Source organism: Yersinia sp. 2540 StPb PI, assembly GCF_052217165.1.
In the GTDB taxonomy this organism is placed as follows: domain Bacteria; phylum Pseudomonadota; class Gammaproteobacteria; order Enterobacterales; family Enterobacteriaceae; genus Yersinia; species Yersinia enterocolitica_E.
The window spans coordinates 1,835,906-1,858,576 of the sequence record NZ_JAZGQC010000001.1 but is presented as its reverse complement, the minus strand read 5'-3'; the positions used below and the strand labels follow the sequence as shown (position 1 = coordinate 1,858,576).

Here is a 22,671-nt window from a genome sequence, read left to right as displayed (position 1 = left end):
TGCGGGTTAAAAAGTTCAGTCACAACAATAAACCTCGATATTTTTCACGCAAATGATGGCGAATACCAATAGCCGCTAAATTAAGGCCGACCACAATGATCACCAGCAGCAGAGCTGTGGCAAAGACTAATGGGCGAGCCGCTTCCACATTGGGGCTTTGAAATGCCATATCGTATATCTGGAAGCTCAAATGCATGAACTTACGTTCTAAATGTAGGAACGGGAAGATACCATCGACTGGCAAGAGCGGCGCTGATTTCACCACCCCTACCAGCATCAGCGGCGCGGTTTCCCCCGCAGCCCGTGCCACCGCCAAAATAAGCCCGGTAATCATCGCCGGTGCCGCCATCGGTAACACAATATGCCACAGTGTCTCAGCCTTAGTGGCTCCCAGCGCTTGCGAGCCTTGCCGCAAGTTGGCCGGAATGCGTGACAGCCCCTCTTCGGTGGCAACAATCACCACTGGCAACGTCAGCAGTGCTAGCGTTAACGCCGCCCATAAAACGCCAGGGGTACCGAATGTCGGGTTGGGGAGCGCCTCTGGGTAAAACAGTTTATCCAGTGATCCACCAATCAGATAGACAAAGAAACCGAGGCCAAATACGCCATAAACAATAGAGGGCACCCCAGCCAGATTCACCACAGAAATACGGATCATGCGGGTCAGCCAGTTTTTGCCGGCATATTCATGTAAATACACCGCTGCAATCACCCCTAATGGCATGACCACGATAGACATCAGTATCACCATCAGTACCGTGCCAAAAATCGCTGGGAACACACCGCCCTCGGTATTGGCATTGCGCGGATTATCGGTCAGGAATTTCTGAGTTTGTGCTGCCCAATGATGTAGTTTTTGCCCGAAAGTCATGTCATTGGGATACCAGGCGCGGTTAATCTGGCTAAGTGACAGTGGGTGGATTTGCCCATTCATGTCGCGCAATAACAGCGTGTAGCGACTTTGCTCGGTTTGTAGCCCGCGTAATGTTTCCATCATGGCTTGATGGCTACGTTGCAGCGCCCCCCACTCCGCCTCGATACGGTCCTGCGATTTACTGTCAAGGTCGCCATTCATTTGTAGCCGTTTTTTCTCTAGCCGCAACGCCTCAAACTGTTGATTGAGCATATTCATTTGGCGGAACTGAATATCATTCGCGCGCTTGACCAGACCTTGTATCACAGGAATACGTTTTTGCAGTTCCTGAGCCAAATCATTGCCCACTAACGGTTGGCCGTTATCCAACATGCCAGCGAGGAAACCGTATGCCATACCATTGTTTTGGCGATCCAGCACCAGCAGATCTTTAGGCAAAGTGCGTTGCTGGATATCACTGTCCAGCAGGCGATGGAAATCCTGCCCCTGAATCTCGCGGTTACCGGTTTTAATCAAATAGCGGGTTACGGTCTCACCGGCCTGCGACGGTAACATCACGCCGGCTTGTTCTAATTGCTGACGTGACAGCGTCTGCTGTTGATAAATTTCGCCAATCATTTTGACCGAGCCTGCCGCCGTTTGCTTAAGCTCAAACAGATAGACCGGGGCGGGCCAGAAATATCGCATCCCTTGGCCTGCCAACAATAATATGATCCCAAGCAACGCCAGCAGGCTGATACTGACAGCACTGGCGGTTAGCCAGATCCACGGGGAACCCGATGCAAACCACTTTTTGGTCACGCCAGACACGTTAGGCTTAATGTTCATCACGCCGTCCGCTCCATCTGATAGCGTTCACGCAACCGCAGACGAATAGCCTCGGCCAGTGTATTGACTAAAAATGTGAAGCAAAACAGCACCAGTGCGGTCAGGAATAGCACCCGATAGTGGCCGCTACCGACGACCGCTTCCGGCATCTCGATAGCGATATTGGCTGCCATCGCCCGTAACCCCTGAAAAATGCTGCCATCAATAATGGGTGTATTGCCGGTCGCCATGAGCACAATCATGGTTTCCCCCACCGCACGGCCAAAACCAATCATCAGTGCAGAGAAGATACCAGCGTAGGCTGAGGGCAGAATGACCCGGGTTAACGTCTGCCACGGGGTCGCCCCTAGTGCCAATGAGCCTTGGCTGAGTGACGGCGGCACACTGAATAGTGCATCCTCTGCCAGCGAAAAGATGACCGGGATCAGCGCAAACCCCATGGCGACACCGACCACCAGCGCATTACGTTGAGAGTAGTTGTCACCCAACCACTCATGTAATGGCCCTCCTAGCACCCACTGCGCCAGTTGTGGTCCCAACCATAATGCGAACCAGCCGGTCAGCAGGATAACCGGCAACAGCACAATCACGTCCCAGCCCGCAGGTAACCGCCATTGTGTCTTTTCCGCCAGACAACTACTCCCCCAGCCACACAATAAAATAGCCAGCGCCAACAGCGGCGGAAGTAGCAGAATGCCCGTCAGATAATGTTCAATTACCGGAGCCAACCAAATACCGGCAATCAAACCTATAACCACGGTTGGGAATGCCCCCATCATCTCAATGGCCGGTTTAACCACTCGCCGCAAACCTGGCGACATAAAATAGGCCGTATAAATTGCCCCCGCCAATGCCAATGGAACGGCGAATAACATGGCATAGGCGGCAGCCTTTAATGTGCCGAAAATAATCGGTACCAGGCTGAATTTAGCCTGATAGCTCTCTTCGGCCGAGCTTGATTGCCAAACATAGGCTGGCTCAGGGTAATTCTCATACCACACCCGTTGCCACAAGCTACGCCAGCTAATGTCTGGATAGCGATTGTCCAATTGATAGGTAGACCAACCGGCAGCATTCTCAAGCAGCAAACTATCACCCCAAGGGGAGAACGCAGCGTCGGTAACGCCGTCAGCTAATTTATGTTGCAGCAAAGGCGTTGACTGGATACTGGAGAAGAGTGATAGCTCGCCTTGTGGCGATAATGAGGCAAAAACCCGACGCGCGCTCTCCGTGGTCAATAAGCCCTTACCTGTCGGAGTGAAACTGCGTATGCGCGTCAAGTGAAATTGATTATCCGACCCTTTCTGCACATCAAACCATTGGCTGATTACGCCGCCCGGCGCTTGCACCAGCAACGACTTGCCACCTGGCAGCAAAGAGAGGGTCAATGGCCCATCAGACGCATGCTGGTCATCCAGTAACGACACAGTTTCACGCAATTTCAGTTCCGGACCAAATTGATAGATAGATAACTGCTGGCCGGATAACAGATAGAGCAAACGCCCGTCAGGTGCCAATAACAGTTGACTGACCGTTTTCGGCACATCCGTCAGTTCAGTGACCTGCTGCCCCTGGGCAGTAAACGTCCCTGCCAGCAAGCGGCCATCATCGGTAACCGCGGCAAGGGTAAATTGCTGTGATTGCGGTTCAGCCAGCACCAAATGCTGCAAGCGTTGGCCTTTCAAATCCATAAACCGCGGCTGTTCACCCAGCGGAAATTGCCAGCGTGGCGGTGTGGCTGAGAAATCGGGTTGCAGTAGAGTAAGACGGCCATTGCTCAGGCCAACGCCATACAAAGGTTGCCCATTGGCTGCACGGCTGATTGATACCGGTGGCGGCGATAACCGCTGTTCGCTTATCAGACTACCTGCCGGGGATGCCCCCAGTGCATTGAGCCGAATAAAGTAGCCATAGCCTTGATTATCAATGCGATATCCGACCTGCCCTTGAATATCAATACCCAGCGCGGCCGTCGGCGCACTGCGAGTGACAGCGAACTGATTATGCAAACTGATAGAGGCCGGTTTAAACAACGGTAATACGGCATACAATAGGTAAACGAAAATCAACATCAGTGTCAGCAGCACTAACAAGCCACTACTCGTCACCGCCATGTGCACTAAACGATCAATGGCAGCCCGGCGCTTATCTCTCCCTGATGGTGTTGCTTTGCCTGTTCGCTGCATACTCTTCGATTGCCCCATGCCCCGTCTACTATTATCAATCCAAGCGTATATCTATACCGCCAGATGACCGAGCATCTTATGTCACTTTTGTGGCGTTTGCATGACAATGTTTTATACCCATCATCTTTCAAAATGCAGGTGTGTTGCTCAAACCCGTCTTTGACCAATCTGTCTGTTGCTTACCGCTTTCCTGCAACTTAAGATCGATTGGGTATAAGGTTTAACGGACAAAGTTAACTAATGATATCTGTTGGACTTTCTTGTCAAACTTTCGCAATAATGATTGAGGACACTAAATACTCCCACAATAATCTTACTGGAGTTGCAATGGGTCAGGAAAAGCTCTACATCGAAAAAGAACTTAGCTGGTTATCTTTTAATGAGCGGGTATTGCAGGAAGCAGCAGATAAGAGCAATCCACTCATCGAGCGGATGCGATTTCTTGGCATTTACTCCAATAATCTGGACGAATTCTATAAAGTCCGATTTGCCGATCTGAAACGGCGCATTTTGATCAGCGAAGAGCAAGGCTCTGCCGTGACCTCTCGCCATTTGCTGAAAAAAATTCAGAGCAAAGTGGTGAAAGCCGATCAAGAATTTGATGGGTTATATAATGATCTTTTACTGGAAATGGCGCGTAATCAGATTTTCCTGATTAATGAACGGCAGATTTCCGAAAATCAGCAAGCCTGGCTAAAAATCTATTTTAAACAGCATCTGCGCCAACACATTACGCCGATCTTGATTAACCATGACACCAACCTGGTGCAGTTCTTAAAAGACGATTACACCTATCTGGCGGTGGAGATTATCCGCGGGCAGGAAATTGCCTATGCCCTGCTGGAGATTCCTTCAGATAAAGTCCCGCGTTTTGTCAATTTGCCACCAGAAGCACCTCGCCGCCGCAAGCCAATGATATTACTTGATAATATATTGAGATTTTGCCTCGATGAGATTTTTAAAGGCTTCTTTGATTACGATGCGCTAAACGCCTACTCCATGAAGATGACCCGTGATGCCGAATATGATTTGGTCACTGAAATGGAATCCAGCCTGCTGGAGCTGATGTCGTCGAGCCTTAAACAGCGCCTGACGGCAGAGCCGGTGCGCTTTGTTTACCAACGTGATATGCCCGATGAGATGGTGGAATTACTGCGCAATAAATTGGGTATCTCTAATGATGACTCGGTTATTGCAGGTGGCCGTTACCATAACTTCAAAGACTTTATCAGCTTCCCGAATGTGGGCAAAAGCAATCTGGTTAACCGGCCAATGCCGCGCCTGCGCCATATTTGGTTTGATAAATTCCGCAATGGCTTTGATGCTATCCGTGAACAAGATGTCCTGCTGTATTACCCTTATCACACCTTTGAACACGTATTGGAATTACTGCGTCAAGCCTCTTTCGATCCCAGCGTATTAGCGATTAAAATCAATATTTATCGGGTCGCCAAGGATTCACGCATCATCGAATCGATGATCCATGCCGCCCATAACGGCAAGAAAGTCACGGTAGTGGTAGAGTTACAGGCGCGCTTCGATGAAGAAGCCAATATCCACTGGGCCAAAAGCCTGACGGCCGCAGGTGTACACGTTATTTTCTCAGCACCTGGTCTGAAGATCCACGCCAAATTATTCCTGATTTCCCGCCTTGAAGGCGAGGAGATCGTGCGCTATGCCCATATCGGTACCGGCAACTTCAATGAGAAAACCGCCCGAATCTATACCGACTACTCATTACTGACCGCAGATGCCCGTATTACCAATGAAGTACGGCGGGTATTTAACTTTATCGAAAATCCTTATCGCCCGGTCAAATTCGATAATCTGATGGTGTCACCGCAGAACTCGCGTTTAATGTTGTATCAATTGATTGATCAGGAAATTATTCATGCTCAGGCCGGAGAAAGCGCCGGTATTACCCTGAAGATAAATAATTTAGTAGATAAAGGTCTGGTAGATAGGTTATATAGCGCCTCCAGTGCTGGGGTAAAAATCCGATTATTGGTACGTGGCATGTGCTCGTTAATCCCCAATATGCCGGGGATCAGCGATAATATTCAGGTCACCAGTATCGTTGACCGTTTCTTGGAACATGACCGGGTCTATGTGTTCGAGAATAAAGGCGACAAACTGGTGTATCTCTCTTCCGCTGACTGGATGACCCGTAACATCGATTACCGTATTGAAGTCGCGGTCTCATTGCTGGATCCGAAATTAAAACAACGGGTGCTAGATATTTTAGAGCTGTTATTCAACGACACGGTAAAAGCCCGTTATATTGATAAAGAACTGAGTAATCGTTATGTACCGCGTGGTAATAGGCGCAAAGTACGTGCACAGATTGCCATCTATGATTATTTAAAAGCGCTGGAACAACCAGACGCATCGAGCTAAATTATGCCGCTATCCAACAGTTCATCGACCACCAAGCCGCAGGAAATTGCAGCTATCGATTTGGGTTCTAACAGTTTTCATATGGTCATTGCCCGGGTCGTCAACGGCGCGCTACAGGTTTTAGGTCGCCTAAAGCAGCGCGTACATCTGGCTGATGGTTTGGACCACAATAACATGCTTAGCGAAGAAGCCATCGAACGGGGTTTAGCCTGTTTGGCGCTGTTTGCAGAACGCTTGCAGGGTTTCTCACCTGATAATGTGTGTATTGTTGGCACCCATTCGCTGCGCCAAGCCGCTAACGCGGAGGCATTCCTCAAGCGGGCGGCGGCGGTTATTCCGTATCCGATCGAAATCATTTCCGGCCAAGAAGAGGCCCGTTTGATTTTTATGGGCGTCGAACACACTCAGCCGGAAAAAGGCCGCAAGCTGGTCATCGATATTGGTGGGGGTTCAACAGAGTTAGTTATTGGTGAAGATTTTGAGCCTCTGTTGGTAGAGAGCCGCCGTATGGGGTGCGTGAGTTTTGCCCAGCAGTTCTTCCCACACGGTGAGATAAGTAAGGCCAATTTCAAACGTGCCCGTCTTGCGGCAGCACAGAAACTGGAAAACCTGGCATGGCAATACCGCATTCAGGGTTGGCAATATGCGCTGGGGGCATCCGGTACCATTAAGGCCACCTATGAAGTGTTGGTGGAAATGGGCGAAAAAGACGGTTTGATAACACCAGATCGCCTCGAAATGCTGGTTGAGCAAGTGTTACAATTCAAACACTTCTCAGCCCTGAGCCTGCCGGGATTGTCAGAAGATCGCCAGTCGGTATTTGTACCGGGCCTGGCTATCTTGTGTGGGGTATTTGATGCGTTAGCAGTCAAAGAGTTACGCTTATCCGACGGCGCGCTGCGCGAAGGTGTGCTGTATGAGATGGAAGGCCGTTTCCGCCATCAGGATATTCGTCAACGCACGGCAAAAAGCCTGGCGGAACACTATAATATTGACCGCGAACAAGCCCGCCGAGTGCTGGAAACAACCGAACAACTTTATACCCAGTGGTTAGCGCAGAACACCAAGTTAGTGCAGCCGCAGCTTGAAGCATTGTTGAAATGGGCGGCAATGTTGCACGAAGTGGGTCTGAGTATTAATCACAGTGGGATGCACCGCCATTCTGCCTATATCCTGCAAAACACCAACTTACCGGGCTTTAATCAGGAGCAACAACTGCTGCTGGCAACGTTGGTACGGATGCATCGTAAAGGCATCAAGCTGGATGAATTACCGCGTTTAAATTTATTCAAGAAAAAGTATTATTTACCGTTAATTCAGTTATTACGTTTGAGTACGTTACTGAATAATCAGCGTCAGTCGACTACCACGCCAGAGAGTCTGCGTTTGATAACTGACGATAGCCATTGGACATTACGTTTCCCCGTCGGTTATCTGACACAAAATAATCTGGTACAACTGGATTTTGAGCGTGAGCAGGCATACTGGGATGATGTAGTAGGCTGGAAGCTGATCATTGAAGAAGAAGAGCCAGAAGCAGCGGATGTGGTTACCGTCAAAGAGTAATCAGAATCAATCCCGCATCACTGACTGTAGTCAGTGATTCGGGTGACAAATCTGCCGGGAGCAGATTTGAACGCTGCTTGCAGCGGCCTCAACGAGGCGAGGCCCATGGATGGGACGAGTAGTGAGAGCAGCTAACATTAATTGTGACAAACACAGCTGCAACGCCAAGAGCGAAGGGTAGGAAGGTAAATGATGAGAAGACGGCCATCGACACAGCTAACAAAAATAATCCTACTGGTGAGCTTTCTCATTCTGTTTGGCCGTTTATTGTATGCGGCGGTCGCTTCTATTTCCCATCATCAGGAGCGCAGGCAGTCACAGCAACTTGAACTGACTGTAGAAGGCGAACCACCTGGCCCCCATGAGAGCGATCTCAGCCCCTAGATGTTTTGTCGTTAATGTTTTAGTGCCTATCCCTACGACTTCAGGGGCAAAGGGTCGTTTTCGAATTAAGGACACACTATGCCAGTGCCGATTATTCCTGTGCCAATTTCTGCCGTTATAAAGAATAAAACTAAAAATAATACGAAAAAACTGGCTGAAATACGCAACCGGATACTTTCTCTATTATTGAATAATAAGGCTTTGGTTGATGGCATTCTTGGCCGTCAGGAAGAGAAAGAAAAGCTCAGTGATGAACAACTGTCCGAGCAAACGTTAGAAATCAGAAGTCTACTTGATGATCTGCATGCTGCCGACCTTGCTGACTTACTGGAGGCGTTGCCTCATGACGAACGTTTGGCATTGTGGCGGTTGGTCAAAAATGAGAAACGCGGCCAAACGCTGGTTGAAGTCTCTGAAACAGTGTGGGATTCGCTGATTAAAGAGATGAGTGATAAAGACCTGTTGAGGGCCATGCGCACTTTGCATGTCGATGAACAGGCTTATTTGGCTGAATACCTGCCACGTAATTTGATGGGCCGCCTGCTCACCTCATTGGACCCGGATCAACGCGCCCGAGTGCGGGAAGTTATCCAATATGCCCGTGACACTGTCGGTCAGATGATGGATTTCGAGCTGGTGACGGTACGTGCCGATATTACGCTGGCAGCCGTGCAACGCTATTTGCGTTATCGGAAAAATATTCCCGATGCCACGGATAAAATCTTTGTGGTTGACCGCAAAAATACCTTACTTGGCGAGTTACCATTGACCTCTATCCTGCTCAATGCGCCCGATGCTAAAGTATTTGAGGTGATGGATAGCAACCCGACCACGTTCCAACCCGAACAGAAAGCAGAAGATGCTGCCGGTGCTTTTGAACGTTATGACTTAATCAGTGCCGCGGTAATTGATGCCAAAGGCAAACTGATGGGTCGTTTGACCATCGAAGAGATTGTTGATGTGGTCAACGAAGAGAGCGACACCACCCTAAGACGCATGGGGGGCTTAAGCCCGGAAGAAGATGTGTTCTCCCCGGTAGGCCGCGCGGTTCGCACCCGCTGGTCATGGCTGGCAATCAACCTCTGTACGGCATTTGTTGCCTCACGCGTGATCGGCTTATTTGAGGACACCATCTCACAATTAGTGGCTCTGGCAGCATTAATGCCGATTGTGGCCGGTATTGGCGGCAATACCGGTAATCAAACCATTACCATGATTGTCCGAGCGTTGGCATTACACCATATTCAACAAGGTAACGTGACCTTCCTGATGTTCAGAGAATTGGGCGTGGCGTTGATTAATGGTTTGGTGTGGGGCGGGATTATGGGGGTAGTCACCTATCTGCTCTATGGCGATCCGGCAATGGGGGGGGTGATGACATTAGCCATGATCCTTAACTTGCTGATGGCAGCACTCATGGGGGTTATTATCCCGATGACCATGGCTCGGATGGGGCGTGATCCGGCTATCGGATCGAGTGTTATGATCACTGCCATCACAGATACCGGTGGGTTTTTCATCTTTCTGGGACTGGCAACTATATTCTTGGTCTGACTATTATGCTAATAAACAAATCATTAATTAAGCACTGAGAAGAGGAATAACACTCGACAGTGTTTATCTATACTAAACTTTTGAATATGACCGTATTTTAACGGCGGTATATTCTTTATGTGATGGGCTTTTCCTATCATAATCTAAATCTGTGTGAGCAAAATAAGGCGTTATATGGATCTCAGTGCGTCCGAAAAACCGGCACCTGACAATAGAACCATTCTCCACATTACTATCATCAGCATAGTCGTATTTTTGCTCGCACTCTTTTGTATCCAGCTTTCTGAACAGTCAGAAAACCTTGCCCCATTATGGTTCCCGACGGCAGTATTAATGGTGGCGCTGTTCCACCATCCTATGCGCTACTGGTTATGGCAATTATTGGCCGCAGGGATATGTATTGTTGCCGCTAATTTTATTTTATATGGCCTCAGTTGGTTCCCGTTACCCCTAACATTTATCAACCTGGCAGAGGCATCCGCCGGGGCCTGGTTACTGCGTAAATTCCTGCAAACCAAAGACCCGCTCAATAACCTGCTCAGTTGGCTTAAATTCTCGGTTTGCACTGTGATTGTGGTCCCTCTGGCCAGTGGGCTGGCAGCGGCTTGGTATTTATCCCCACAAAACGGGGGCTTTACCCAAGTGCTCACGGTGTGGTTTATGTCCGAGGCGGTAGGAATGTTGGCCTTAGGGCCGGTCGGGTTACTTTACCGTCGAGGTTACTTCGATATCGCGACCAAATCCAAAGCGCTGTTTGATATGATTTTTATGATGATAATATCACTATCAGCTTGTTATATCGGACTGATTTATCTGCCTTTCCCCTTTACTTTTGTCATCATGACGTTGATCTGGACCTCAATCCGCTTACCGCGTTTTGAGACATTTTCCATCTGCTTTATGGCAACATTGCTGATTGCATTGATGCTTAATTTCAAGCTGTATACCATTAATTCCGATACTAACCTGTCAATTCAAGCGTTCTCCTTTATTCCTTTATTAATGGTGTTAATTCCGCCCCATGCCATGGCAATGGTAATGCACTCTTTTCGCATGGAGAAAGAGCATATTATTGAAAGCGAAAATCGCTTTCGTAACGCGATGGAATATTCAGCCATCGGTATGGCCTTGGTCTCACCGCAAGGCCAATGGATGCAGGTCAATCAGGCCTTATGCAAGTTATTAGGCTATTCCCAAGAGACATTACTGACCCTGACTTTCCAGCAAATTACTCATCCAGACGATCTCTCTGCGGACCTGAAATTACTCGACGACCTGTATCATGGCCGTATCCCCAGCTATTCGATGGAAAAGCTCTATATCCGCAGCGATGGTGAAATTGTGTGGGCACTACTGGTGGTCAGTGTGGTGCGGGATCACCAACAGCAACCGCTCTATTTCATCTCGCAGGCTGAAGATATCAATGAGCTGAAAAAAACCGAGATTATTAACCGCCGCCTAATGGAGCGTATTACGCTGGCTAACGAGGCTGGGGGGATCGGTATCTGGGAATTGGATATCAAAACGCAGGTTATCAGTTGGGATAAGCGGATGTATGAACTCTATCATATTCCTTTTAATACCCAGGTTGATGAGCGTGTTTGGCAGAAATACATTCATCAGGAAGATATCAATCGGGTTAATCGCGAATATAGCGCCGCCCTCAAGCAGCGCCAGCCATACCGTCTGGAATTCCGGCTGTTATTACCGGATGGTGAAATTGTCCATCTGCGTAATCAAGCCAATATGATATGTGATAAAAATGGCAATATTCTGCGTCTGATTGGCACCACGCTGGATATGACGGAAATCAGAAATCTGACGGAAGCGCTGCACGAAGAGAAAGAGCGACTGCATATCACGCTGGACTCCATCGGTGAAGCTGTGGTCTGTACCGATCAGGAGATGAAGATTACCTTTATGAACCCGGTGGCCGAGAAAATGACCGGCTGGGCAAATACCATCGCATTGGGCCAACCGGTCAACCATATCATCAAGTTGACTAACGGCGTAGACGGCGCGGAGATTGATAACCCGATAGAGCATTGTCTTAATCATCGCCCATACTCTTCGTTCAATGAGTCAATGGTATTACACCATCGTGATGGCCAGTATTATGATATTCAGGAGTCGGTCGCGCCGCTGAAAACGTTGGAAGGGGACATTGTCGGGGCGGTACTGGTGTTCCAGGATGTCGGGGAATCGCGCGCAATGATGCGCAAACTCAGCCACAGCGCCTCTCACGATAATCTCACGGGTCTGCCAAACCGCGCCAATTTTGAGAATAAATTGAAAGCGGCAATCCAAATTAGCGTCGAACTTAACCAACAACATGCATTGGCTTTCCTTGATTTGGACTATTTCAAAGCCATTAATGACACTGCCGGGCACCCAGCAGGAGATGCATTATTGAAAGAGTTGAGCCAGTTGATGCGCCAGCACTTACGTAACAGCGATTGTGTTGCACGCCTCGGCGGTGATGAGTTTGGCTTACTGATGCTCAACTGCACCCTACCCCATGCCAAAGCCATTACCCAAAGTCTGGTATCACTGATTAATGGCTATCATTTCTACTGGGAAGATAAGCTCTATCGTGTTGGAGCCAGCGCCGGTGTGACGCAAATAAGTAGCAATAACAATCAGCGCAGTGAAATTATGGCACAGGCAGATATCGCCTGTTACACCGCTAAACACAGTGGGCGCGGTCAGGTTTATCTCTATCAGCCACGGCAAAAGCAGCTATTAGCACGCCAACACGAGCTGTTGAGCAGGGAAGATGTTGAGAATATTCTCAATGATAACCAACTGGTATTGCAACTCACCCCAACCGCGCCCCCCAGAACGCCGTTGTCTGTCTGTTTCTATCAAATCAGTTTCGAGGTTAATCGGCCACATAGCCTTAACATCAGCCAGGCCGAGTTTCAGGAAGCCGCGCTGCTCTATAGCTTGCTGCCGCAGATTGATAATTGGGTCTGTGAGCAACTGTTAATGACACATGCCCAAGCTATCAAACATAAAGGGCTGGCGCTGGCTATCCCGCTGTCAGAGGCGGCGCTGCTCAAAGAAGAGTTCCGCCAATCATTGCTGACCTTGGTGCGGCAAACCGTACTGCCAACACAAAGTCTCTATTGGATGGTCGATGAATCCACCTTACTGCAATACCCCTTCGCGATTGGCAATTTTCTCGCCAAATTGCAACAACTGGGCTGCAAACTCATCGTTAAAGAGTTTGGTCATAACCTGAATGATTTCGAGTTACTGGCGGATCACACTATCGATTATCTTAAGTTTAACAGCGACTTAATTTCCCATATCCATATTAATCAGATGGATGAAGTGCTGGTCTCTATCATTAATGGTACCGCTCAGCGAGCCAATATCGCCACTCTGGCTGGGCCAGCAGAACTCCCTCTGACGCTCAATAAACTGATAACCATCGGTGTCGATTTAGCTGACGGTGAAACCATTAGCCCGCCGCAGCCGTTGTCTGATTTACTCGACAGTGGCTATTTTGCGATTAAATAACCGGCTCATCATGTTGCATCCTCAACCATGATTAAAAAATCACTAACATGACGATTGCCCCGCTGCCCACTCTCGGGTAAAGTCGCACCCCTTTATTTGGCCTGGGGGGCAATTATGTTCATTGGTTTTGACTACGGCACAGCAAACTGCTCAGTTGCCGTGATGCGGGATGATGCTCCCAACTTACTGGCACTGGAAAATAATGACGTCTATCTGCCCTCCATGTTGTGCGCGCCAACACGGGAAGCGGTCAGTGAATGCCTGCACCGCCACTGGCAGGTACCCACCGGTAGCGACGAAAATCAGCAGCTATTACGCCGGGCCATGGCATTCAATCGCGAAGAGGATATTCCGGTTGCCGCCGACAGTCTGACATTTGGCCTGTCTGCCCTCGCCCACTATATCGAAGACCCTGAAGACGTATACTTTGTAAAATCACCTAAATCCTTCCTAGGTGCCAATGGGCTGAAACCTCAGCAATTGGCGCTGTTTGAGGATTTGGTCTGCGCCATGATGTTCCATATCAAACGTCAGGCAGAATCCGTACTGGCATCAGAAATCAGTCAGACCGTAATTGGCCGTCCAGTCAACTTCCAAGGCTCTGGCGGTGAGGATGCTAACCGCCAGGCGGAAGGGATTTTACTGCGCGCCGCCCAACGCGCCGGTTTTCGCGATATTGCTTTCCAGTTTGAACCGGTCGCGGCAGGGCTGGATTTTGAAGCGACGCTGACAGAAGAAAAAACCGTACTCGTGGTGGATATCGGTGGTGGTACCACTGACTGCTCGGTGCTATTGATGGGGCCTAAATGGCAGGGGCTGGCAGACCGTCAACAAAGCCTGCTGGGTCACAGTGGTTGTCGCGTTGGTGGTAACGATCTGGATATTATGCTCGCGTTTAAACAACTGATGCCGCTGTTTGGTATGGGGGGCGAAACCGAAAAAGGGATTGCTCTGCCGTCACTGCCCTATTGGAATGCCGTTGCGACTAACGATGTTCCGGCACAGAGCGATTTCTACAGCACGGTTAACGGCCGCTTCCTGCGTGATTTGATTCGTGACGCGGCAAATCCACAGCAAGTAGAGCGCCTGCTGAAAGTGTATCAACAGCGCCTGAGTTATCGTTTAGTTCGGGCGGCGGAAGAGAGCAAAATCGCGCTATCCGAACAAGCACAAGTGGCGACTGCACTGAATTTTGTCGAGCCTGAGTTAGGCCAGACTATCAACCAGCAACAGCTTGCTGAAGCCATATCTCAGCCACTACAACGGATTCAGGAACAAGTCAGTTTGGCATTATCCACCAGCCATATCACTCCAGATGTCATCTATCTGACAGGCGGCAGTGCTCGCTCCCCGTTATTGCGAGCCGCTCTGCAACAGCAACTACCGGGTATCCCGTTGGTGGGTGGCAATGACTTCGGCTCAGTGACCGCCGGTTTGGCCCGTTGGGCGCAGACCCTGTATCGTTAATGCTATTTTGATTACCCACTGCGCAGTGGGTAATCAAGAAACAGATCACATCACTTAATCGAATATCAACCGCAACCAAACCCTATCAGTTTTGAATCCTAAAATTATAAAAACCAAAATCCCACATACCCTGACACTACTTCCATATTTCCTCCATTTTTATCCGGTAAATCCCCGCTAAACTAGTAACATATCAATACCCAATTGATTGCATCTATGTGCGCATAACAAAATAAACAAAAAGGACTCCCGCCATCATGAAAGCTCAATCCAAACGCACTTCCAGGGTACTGATGTTACTCGGGGCGGTGGTGGCGATTACTGTTGCTATATTTGCCTGGCGCTATTTTAGCGCGGCCGCCACCAACACCGCGCCAGGTGCGCAGCACACCGCTGGCGGGACGACAACAGCCCGCACCGGTGGCCGACGTAATATGCCCATGTCGCCGGTACAGGCGGCCACAGCCACCGAACAAGCCGTACCCCGTTATCTTACCGGCCTAGGTACCGTGATTGCCGCCAATACCGTCACCGTGACCAGCCGGGTCGATGGCCAATTAATGGCAATCCACTTTACTGAAGGGCAACAGGTCAACGCCGGTGACTTACTGGTGGAGATCGACCCGCGCCCTTATCAGGTACAACTGACCCAAGCACAGGGCCAACTGGCAAAGGATCAGGCCACGCTGGACAATGCCCGCCGTGATTTGGCCCGCTACCAAAAACTGGTGAAAACCGGGGTCATTTCACAACAAGAGCTCGATACTCAAGCCTCATTAGTGCGCCAAAGTGAAGGCAGTGTTAAAGCCGATCAAGGCGCTATCGACAGTGCCAAACTGCAACTGACTTATAGCCGAATTACCGCCCCCATATCTGGCAAAGTGGGGCTAAAACAGGTCGATGTCGGTAATTACATTACCAGCGGTACCACAGCCCCCATAGTGGTGATCACTCAGACACATCCGGTTGATGTGGTCTTTACGCTGCCAGAAAGCGATATCCCCGCCATCATGCAAGCGCAGAAAAATGCGGCCAAAAATAACACTACCGTGCCAGTAGAAGCTTGGGAACGCACCAATAAACAGCGACTGGCACAGGGCTATTTGCTCAGTATTGATAACCAAATTGATACCACCACCGGCACCATTAAGCTGAAAGCACGCTTTGCCAATGACGATGACATCCTGTTCCCCAACCAGTTTGTTAACGCCCGTATCAAAGTAGATTTACTGCAAAATGCCGTGGTGGTGCCAACCGCCGCCGTACAAATGGGCAACGAAGGGAGCTTTGTCTGGACCCTAAATGATGAGAATAAAGTCAGTAAGCATCTGGTCACTACCGGTATTCAAGACAGCAAACAAGTGGTTATTAGCGCCGGCCTCAATGCAGGTCAACGCGTGGTCACTGACGGTATTGATCGCCTGACCGAAGGCTTACAGGTTGAAGTAGTAACACCACGGGCCGCAGCAGCAAACCAAACGGGTGTCGCAGAGAAAGCAGCCACGGGGGAGAAAGCCACACATCGGGGCACAAGAGCAGCGAGTAACACTGTTCCTGCGGAGAAATCCTGATGCAAGTGATGCCTCCAACACCTGGTGGCGGGCCGTCACGGCTGTTTATCCTACGCCCGGTTGCCACCACATTATTTATGATTGCCATTCTGCTGGCCGGGATTCTCGGTTACCGCGCGCTGCCGGTTTCTGCCCTGCCGGAGGTTGATTACCCGACGATTCAGGTCGTGACACTCTATCCTGGGGCCAGCCCGGATGTGGTGACATCATCCATTACCGCGCCACTGGAGCGCCAGTTTGGCCAAATGTCCGGCCTCAAGCAGATGGCATCACAAAGTTCGGGTGGTGCATCAGTGATTACGCTGCAATTCCAGCTTACCTTGCCACTGGATGTAGCAGAGCAAGAGGTGCAGGCTGCCATTAACTCCGCCACCAATCTACTGCCCAATGACCTACCTTATCCCCCGATTTACAGCAAAGTGAATCCGGCTGATCCGCCGATTATGACCTTGGCCGTGACCTCCACTGCCATCCCGATGACGCAAGTAGAAGATATGGTCGAAACCCGGATTGCGCAGAAAATATCGCAAGTCACCGGGGTCGGTCTGGTCACTATTTCCGGCGGACAGCGCCCCGCCGTGCGGGTGAAACTGAATGCCCCAGCGGTCGCCGCATTGGGGCTGGACAGCGAAACCATTCGTACTGCCATCAGCAATGCTAACGTCAATTCCGCCAAGGGTAGCCTCGATGGCCCCACCCGTTCGGTGACATTGTCGGCTAATGACCAGATGAAATCTGCCGAGGATTACCGTGATCTGATCATTGCATACCAAAATGGAGCGCCGATCCGCTTGCAGGATGTCGCCACCATTGAGCAGGGCGCGGAAAATAACAAACTGGCTGCGTGGGCCAATACCCAGCAGGCGATTGTGTTGAATATCCAGCGCCAGCCGGGGGTCAACGTCATTGCCACCGCGGACAGTATTCGCGAGATGCTGCCGGAGTTGATCAAAAGCTTGCCCAAGTCAGTTGATGTCAAGGTACTCACCGATCGTACCACCACCATCCGCGCCTCCGTCAGTGATGTGCAGTTTGAGTTATTGCTCGCCATTGTGCTGGTGGTGATGGTGATTTATCTGTTTCTGCGCAATGCCGCCGCCACCATTATCCCCAGTGTCGCAGTACCGCTATCACTGATTGGGACCTTTGCGGCGATGTATTTTCTCGGGTTTTCAATCAATAACCTGACGTTAATGGCGCTGACCATTGCCACCGGCTTTGTGGTCGATGACGCCATCGTGGTGATAGAGAATATCTCCCGTTATATCGAAAAAGGCGAGAGACCGCTGGATGCGGCACTAAAAGGGGCCGGTGAGATTGGCTTTACCATTATTTCACTCACCTTCTCATTAATTGCAGTGTTGATTCCGTTGCTGTTTATGGGCGATATCGTGGGCCGGCTGTTCCGCGAATTTGCCGTAACACTGGCGGTGGCGATCTTGATTTCAGCGGTAGTTTCGCTGACCCTGACCCCAATGATGTGCGCGCGGATGCTCAGTTATGAGTCACTGCGTAAGCAAAACCGCCTGTCACGCGCCAGTGAGAAGTTCTTTAACTGGGTGATCGCCCATTACGCCGTGGCACTAAAAAAAGTGCTTAATCATCAATGGATAACATTGGGCGTAGCGGTGAGCACACTGGTCCTGACGGTGCTGCTTTACCTGCTGATGCCGAAAGGTTTCTTCCCGTTGCAAGACAATGGTCTGATTCAAGGAACCCTGGAAGCACCGCAATCCGTTTCATTCAGTAATATGGCGGAACGCCAGCAACAAGTGGCCGCCATTATCCTTAAAGATCCAGCGGTAGAAAGCTTGACCTCATTTGTCGGCGTTGACGGTACCAATGCCACGCTGAACAATGGCCGGTTGCAGATTAACCTTAAACCACTTAACAGCCGTGACGATCGCATTCCACAGATCATTACCCGCTTACAGGAAAGCGTTACCGGCGTCCCGGGGATTAAACTTTACTTACAGCCGGTACAGGATCTGACCATTGATACGCAACTGAGCCGGACACAATATCAGTTCACCCTGCAAGCCACGACACTTGAGGAGTTGAGCACTTGGGTACCGAAGCTGGTTAGTCAGTTGCAGCAACAAGCTCCCTTCCAGGATGTCACCAGTGATTGGCAGGATCGAGGATTGGTGGCGTTTGTTAATGTCGATCGTGATAGCGCCAGCCGTTTAGGTATCACGATGGCGGCTATCGACAGCGCGCTATATAACGCCTTCGGTCAACGCCTGATTTCCACCATTTATACCCAAGCCAACCAATACCGCGTGGTGCTGGAACATGACGTGCAGGCCACGCCGGGGTTGGCGGCGTTTAACGATATCCGCCTGACCGGCAGCGACGGTAAAGGGGTGCCGCTGAGCAGTATTGCCACCATTGAGGAGCGCTTCGGGCCATTATCGATTAACCATTTGAATCAATTCCCGTCAGCCACTATCTCCTTCAATCTGGCGCCGGGATATTCCTTGGGTGAGGGGGTAAACGCGGTGACACAAGCTGAGCAGGCAATTCAGCTACCGGCGGATATCACCACCCGCTTCCAAGGCTCTACGCTGGCATTCCAGGCCGCACTCGGTAGCACGCTGTGGCTGATTATCGCCGCGATTGTGGCGATGTATATCGTGCTCGGCGTGTTATATGAAAGCTTTATTCATCCGGTCACTATCTTGTCAACTCTGCCCACCGCCGGTGTCGGTGCCTTGCTGGCGCTGATGCTGACCGGCAATGAGCTGGATGTGATTGCCATTATCGGCATTATTCTGCTGATCGGGATTGTGAAGAAGAATGCCATCATGATGATCGACTTTGCACTGGCCGCAGAACGGGATCAGGGGATGACCCCGTATGATGCTATCTATCAGGCGTGCTTGTTACGTTTCCGCCCCATTCTGATGACCACATTGGCAGCGCTGTTTGGTGCATTGCCATTAATGCTCAGTACCGGGGCCGGGGCCGAGCTACGCCAACCGCTGGGTGTGTGTATGGTCGGCGGGCTGATTGTCAGTCAGGTACTAACCCTGTTTACCACCCCGGTTATCTATCTGTTGTTCGATAAACTGGCACGCAACTCCCATGGCAAAAATCGCTATCGCCATCAGGATACTGACACACCTGAATTACCCCATGGGCAGGAGCAGCCGTGAAATTCTTCGCTCTGTTCATCCATCGCCCGGTGGCTACCACCCTGCTGACACTGGCTATCACCCTCAGCGGAATTATCGGTTTTAGCTTATTGCCGGTATCACCGCTGCCGCAGGTGGATTATCCGGTGATTTCGGTGAGTGCATCGATGCCAGGGGCCGATCCTGAGACCATGGCGTCCTCAATTGCCACACCGCTGGAACGCGCTCTGGGCAGAATTGCGGGCGTCAATGAAATGACCTCTACCAGTTCATTGGGCAGCACGCGGATCATTCTGCAATTTGATCTTAATCGAGATATCAACGGTGCGGCCCGTGATGTGCAGGCAGCGCTTAATGCCGCGCAAAGCTTGCTACCTACCGGCATGCCAAACCGCCCGACCTATCGCAAGATGAACCCGTCGGATGCACCCATCATGATAATGACGCTGACCTCGGATACCTTTACTCAAGGTCAGTTGTATGATTTTGCCTCTACCAAATTGGCGCAGAAAATTGCTCAAACCGAGGGGGTCAGTGATGTCTCGGTGGGAGGCAGTTCCCTGCCTGCGGTGCGGGTTGAATTGAACCCTGGTGCGCTGTTTAACCAAGGCGTTTCGCTGGATGCAGTGCGACAAGCAATCAGCGCCGCCAACGTCCGCCGCCCACAAGGCGCTATCGATTCCAGCCAACAGCACTGGCAGGTGCAGGCCAATGATGAGATCAAAACCGCAGAGGGTTATCGCCCGCTGGTAATTCATTACAACAATGGTTCAGCGGTACGGCTACAGGATGTCGCCACGGTGGTGGACTCAGTGCAAGATGTGCGTAACGCCGGGATGTCCGATGGCAAGCCGGCGGTGCTGTTAGTAATCAGCCGCGAGCCGGGGGCAAATATTATCGCCACCGTCGACCGGATCCGAGCAGAACTTCCGGCCCTGCGTGCCTCGATCCCCGCCTCAATTCAGTTGACTATTGCACAAGATCGCTCGCCGACCATTCGTGCTTCGTTAGATGAAGTGGAGCGCTCATTGATGATAGCCGTAGCTTTGGTGATTCTGGTGGTATTCCTGTTTCTGCGCTCCGGCCGTGCCACGCTTATTCCCGCGGTTGCCGTGCCGGTTTCGTTGATCGGAACATTTACCGCTATGTATCTGTGCGGTTTTAGCCTGAATAACTTGTCATTGATGGCATTGACCATCGCCACCGGCTTCGTAGTTGATGATGCCATTGTGGTGCTGGAGAATATTTCCCGCCATCTGGAAGCGGGGGTAAAACCAATGGCCGCCGCCCTGCGCGGGGTGCGCGAAGTGGGCTTTACCGTGTTGTCGATGAGTATTTCGCTGGTGGCCGTGTTTATTCCACTGCTGCTGATGGAAGGGTTACCGGGCCGTTTATTCCGCGAGTTTGCCATAACACTGTCGGTGGCTATCGGCATCTCACTGGTCATTTCCCTCACGTTGACGCCAATGATGTGCGCCCATTTGCTACGATCACACCCGGTTGGTCAGCAACCCCGGATTCGCGGGTTTGGTAAAATGCTGCTGTCTATTCAGCAAGGTTATGGTCGCTCACTCAATTGGGTACTGGGTCATACACGTTGGGTAATGGTGGTGCTGCTTTCCACTATCGCGCTCAATGTTTGGCTCTATATCAGTATCCCGAAAACCTTTTTCCCCGAGCAGGATACTGGCCGGATGATGGGCTTTATCCAAGCTGATCAAAGTATTTCGTTTCAGTCGATGCAGCAGAAGCTGAAGGATTTCATGAAGATAGTCAACGATGATCCAGCGGTCGACAATGTCACCGGCTTCACCGGTGGCTCACGCACGAATAGCGGGTCGATGTTTATCTCGCTCAAACCCTTGAGTGAGCGCAGTGAGAGCGCTCAGCAAATTATCACTCGTCTGCGTGCCAAACTAGCCAAAGAACCGGGGGCGAGCCTGTTCCTTGCACCAGTGCAGGACATTCGCGTCGGTGGCCGTCAAGCCAACGCCAGTTATCAATTTACGCTGTTAGCTGACGATTTAGCCGCACTACGTGAATGGGAACCCAAAGTCCGCGCCGCGCTGGCTAAATTGCCGGAGCTGGCAGATGTTAACTCTGACCAGCAGGATAAAGGCTCGGAGATGGCACTGACTTACGATCGCGAGACCATGGCGCGCTTGGGGATTGATGTGTCCACAGCCAATGCCCTGTTAAACAACGCCTTTGGTCAACGGCAGATCTCCACCATTTATCAACCGTTGAACCAATACAAAGTGGTGATGGAAGTCGCCCCCCAATACACTCAGGATGTCAGTTCGCTCGATAAGATGTTTGTGATTAATAGTAGCGGTCAGTCAATTCCATTGTCTTATTTCGCCAAGTGGCAACCGGCCAATGCGCCACTGTCGGTTAATCATCAAGGCTTATCCGCCGCCTCGACCATCTCATTTAACTTACCGGAAGGCGGCAGTTTATCTGAAGCAACCGCCGCCGTTGAGCGGGTAATGACGGAACTTGGGGTGCCTGCCACCGTGCGCGGCACCTTTACTGGTACCGCACAGGTATTCCAGGAAACACTGAAATCGCAGTTGTGGCTGATTATGGCCGCTATCGCTACGGTGTATATCGTGCTCGGGATGTTGTATGAGAGCTATGTTCATCCACTGACCATTCTGTCCACACTGCCCTCTGCTGGGGTGGGCGCGCTACTGGCGCTAGAACTGTTCGACGCCCCCTTTAGCCTGATCGCACTTATTGGCATTATGCTATTGATTGGTATCGTGAAAAAGAACGCCATTATGATGGTGGACTTTGCCCTCGACGCGCAACGTAATGGCAATCTCAGCGCCCGCGATGCTATTTTTCAGGCCAGTTTATTGCGCTTTCGGCCGATTCTAATGACCACATTGGCCGCCTTGTTCGGGGCGCTGCCACTGGTGCTAAGCAGTGGTGATGGGGCAGAGTTACGTCAACCACTGGGGATAACCATTGTCGGTGGGCTGGTAATGAGCCAATTGCTAACACTGTATACCACACCGGTGGTTTACCTCTATTTTGACCGATTACGTAGCCGCTTTAGTAAGCAGCCGCTAATGAAGCTGGAATAGCCTATGGCGATATATCCAGGCGGCAAGCGAGAGAGTCCCGATGAGCTGACTTATATTTTAAGGTCAAAACCCGTAAGTGATTCGGGTAAG

At 50.6% G+C, this 22,671-nt stretch carries 11 protein-coding genes; 9 read left to right on the top strand and 2 right to left on the bottom strand.

Features of this window, described 5'->3' with window-relative positions; genetic code table 11:
* Positions 1 to 19: 19 nt before the first annotated feature.
* Entirely contained in the window at positions 20 to 1,702 is a 1,683-nt protein-coding gene (pstA, locus tag V1956_RS08400; RefSeq protein ID WP_442825792.1) for a phosphate ABC transporter permease PstA, read from the bottom strand.
* Complete coding sequence (locus V1956_RS08395) at positions 1,702 to 3,888, bottom strand: ABC transporter permease subunit (RefSeq protein ID WP_420070841.1); 2,187 nt, start codon at positions 3,886 to 3,888, stop codon at positions 1,702 to 1,704. Before V1956_RS08395 ends, pstA begins: the two co-directional genes overlap by 1 nt.
* Before the next feature lie 327 nt (positions 3,889 to 4,215).
* On the opposite strand from V1956_RS08395, the gene ppk1 reads away from it, so the two are divergent.
* The 9 genes from ppk1 to mdtC all read left to right on the top strand — a co-directional run bounded on the left by ppk1 (position 4,216) and on the right by mdtC (position 22,581).
* Positions 4,216 to 6,285: a polyphosphate kinase 1 gene (gene ppk1, locus V1956_RS08390; protein WP_083163271.1), complete on the top strand. Its 2,070-nt coding sequence runs from the start codon at positions 4,216 to 4,218 to the stop codon at positions 6,283 to 6,285.
* A 3-nt stretch (positions 6,286 to 6,288) separates the two neighbouring features.
* Positions 6,289 to 7,851 carry an exopolyphosphatase gene (gene ppx / locus V1956_RS08385; protein WP_442825014.1) on the top strand — a complete coding sequence of 521 codons (1,563 nt, stop codon included), beginning with the start codon at positions 6,289 to 6,291 and terminating at the stop codon, positions 7,849 to 7,851.
* A gap of 192 nt (positions 7,852 to 8,043) precedes the next feature.
* On the top strand, positions 8,044 to 8,235 hold the full coding sequence (locus tag V1956_RS08380; protein ID WP_372559936.1) for a YfgG family protein: 192 nt from the start codon (positions 8,044 to 8,046) through the stop codon (positions 8,233 to 8,235).
* 78 nt (positions 8,236 to 8,313) lie between these two features.
* Positions 8,314 to 9,789, top strand: a complete 1,476-nt coding sequence (gene mgtE, locus V1956_RS08375) for a magnesium transporter (protein ID WP_083163267.1) — start codon at positions 8,314 to 8,316, stop codon at positions 9,787 to 9,789.
* Positions 9,790 to 9,963: 174 nt separating this feature from the next.
* The gene (locus tag V1956_RS08370; RefSeq protein WP_442825013.1) at positions 9,964 to 13,314 is read left to right on the top strand and encodes a diguanylate cyclase; all 3,351 of its coding nucleotides are present in this window, start codon (positions 9,964 to 9,966) and stop codon (positions 13,312 to 13,314) included.
* Positions 13,315 to 13,428: 114 nt separating this feature from the next.
* The gene (gene yegD / locus V1956_RS08365; RefSeq protein ID WP_372559636.1) at positions 13,429 to 14,781 is read left to right on the top strand and encodes a molecular chaperone; all 1,353 of its coding nucleotides are present in this window, start codon (positions 13,429 to 13,431) and stop codon (positions 14,779 to 14,781) included.
* 257 nt (positions 14,782 to 15,038) lie between these two features.
* Positions 15,039 to 16,352: an MdtA/MuxA family multidrug efflux RND transporter periplasmic adaptor subunit gene (locus V1956_RS08360; protein WP_442825012.1), complete on the top strand. Its 1,314-nt coding sequence runs from the start codon at positions 15,039 to 15,041 to the stop codon at positions 16,350 to 16,352.
* Positions 16,352 to 19,510 (top strand): MdtB/MuxB family multidrug efflux RND transporter permease subunit, encoded by a 3,159-nt coding sequence (locus tag V1956_RS08355; RefSeq protein WP_083163259.1) that lies wholly within the window; start codon positions 16,352 to 16,354, stop codon positions 19,508 to 19,510. The genes V1956_RS08360 and V1956_RS08355 overlap by 1 nt, the downstream gene beginning before the upstream one ends.
* A complete protein-coding gene (gene mdtC, locus V1956_RS08350) occupies positions 19,507 to 22,581 on the top strand; it encodes a multidrug efflux RND transporter permease subunit MdtC (RefSeq protein ID WP_372559639.1) in 3,075 nt (1,024 codons plus the stop codon). The genes V1956_RS08355 and mdtC overlap by 4 nt, the downstream gene beginning before the upstream one ends.
* The last annotated feature ends 90 nt before the right edge of the window (positions 22,582 to 22,671 follow it).

What these genes read in the sequence shown, in the direction of transcription:
- pstA (WP_442825792.1), bottom strand. Translation starts at nt 1,702, where the DNA reads ATGAACATTAAGCCTAACGTGTCTGGCGTGACCAAAAAGTGGTTTGCA.
- V1956_RS08395 (WP_420070841.1), bottom strand. Translation starts at nt 3,888, where the DNA reads ATGCAGCGAACAGGCAAAGCAACACCATCAGGGAGAGATAAGCGCCGG.
- ppk1 (WP_083163271.1), top strand. Translation starts at nt 4,216, where the DNA reads ATGGGTCAGGAAAAGCTCTACATCGAAAAAGAACTTAGCTGGTTATCT.
- ppx (WP_442825014.1), top strand. Translation starts at nt 6,289, where the DNA reads ATGCCGCTATCCAACAGTTCATCGACCACCAAGCCGCAGGAAATTGCA.
- V1956_RS08380 (WP_372559936.1), top strand. Translation starts at nt 8,044, where the DNA reads ATGAGAAGACGGCCATCGACACAGCTAACAAAAATAATCCTACTGGTG.
- mgtE (WP_083163267.1), top strand. Translation starts at nt 8,314, where the DNA reads ATGCCAGTGCCGATTATTCCTGTGCCAATTTCTGCCGTTATAAAGAAT.
- V1956_RS08370 (WP_442825013.1), top strand. Translation starts at nt 9,964, where the DNA reads ATGGATCTCAGTGCGTCCGAAAAACCGGCACCTGACAATAGAACCATT.
- yegD (WP_372559636.1), top strand. Translation starts at nt 13,429, where the DNA reads ATGTTCATTGGTTTTGACTACGGCACAGCAAACTGCTCAGTTGCCGTG.
- V1956_RS08360 (WP_442825012.1), top strand. Translation starts at nt 15,039, where the DNA reads ATGAAAGCTCAATCCAAACGCACTTCCAGGGTACTGATGTTACTCGGG.
- V1956_RS08355 (WP_083163259.1), top strand. Translation starts at nt 16,352, where the DNA reads ATGCAAGTGATGCCTCCAACACCTGGTGGCGGGCCGTCACGGCTGTTT.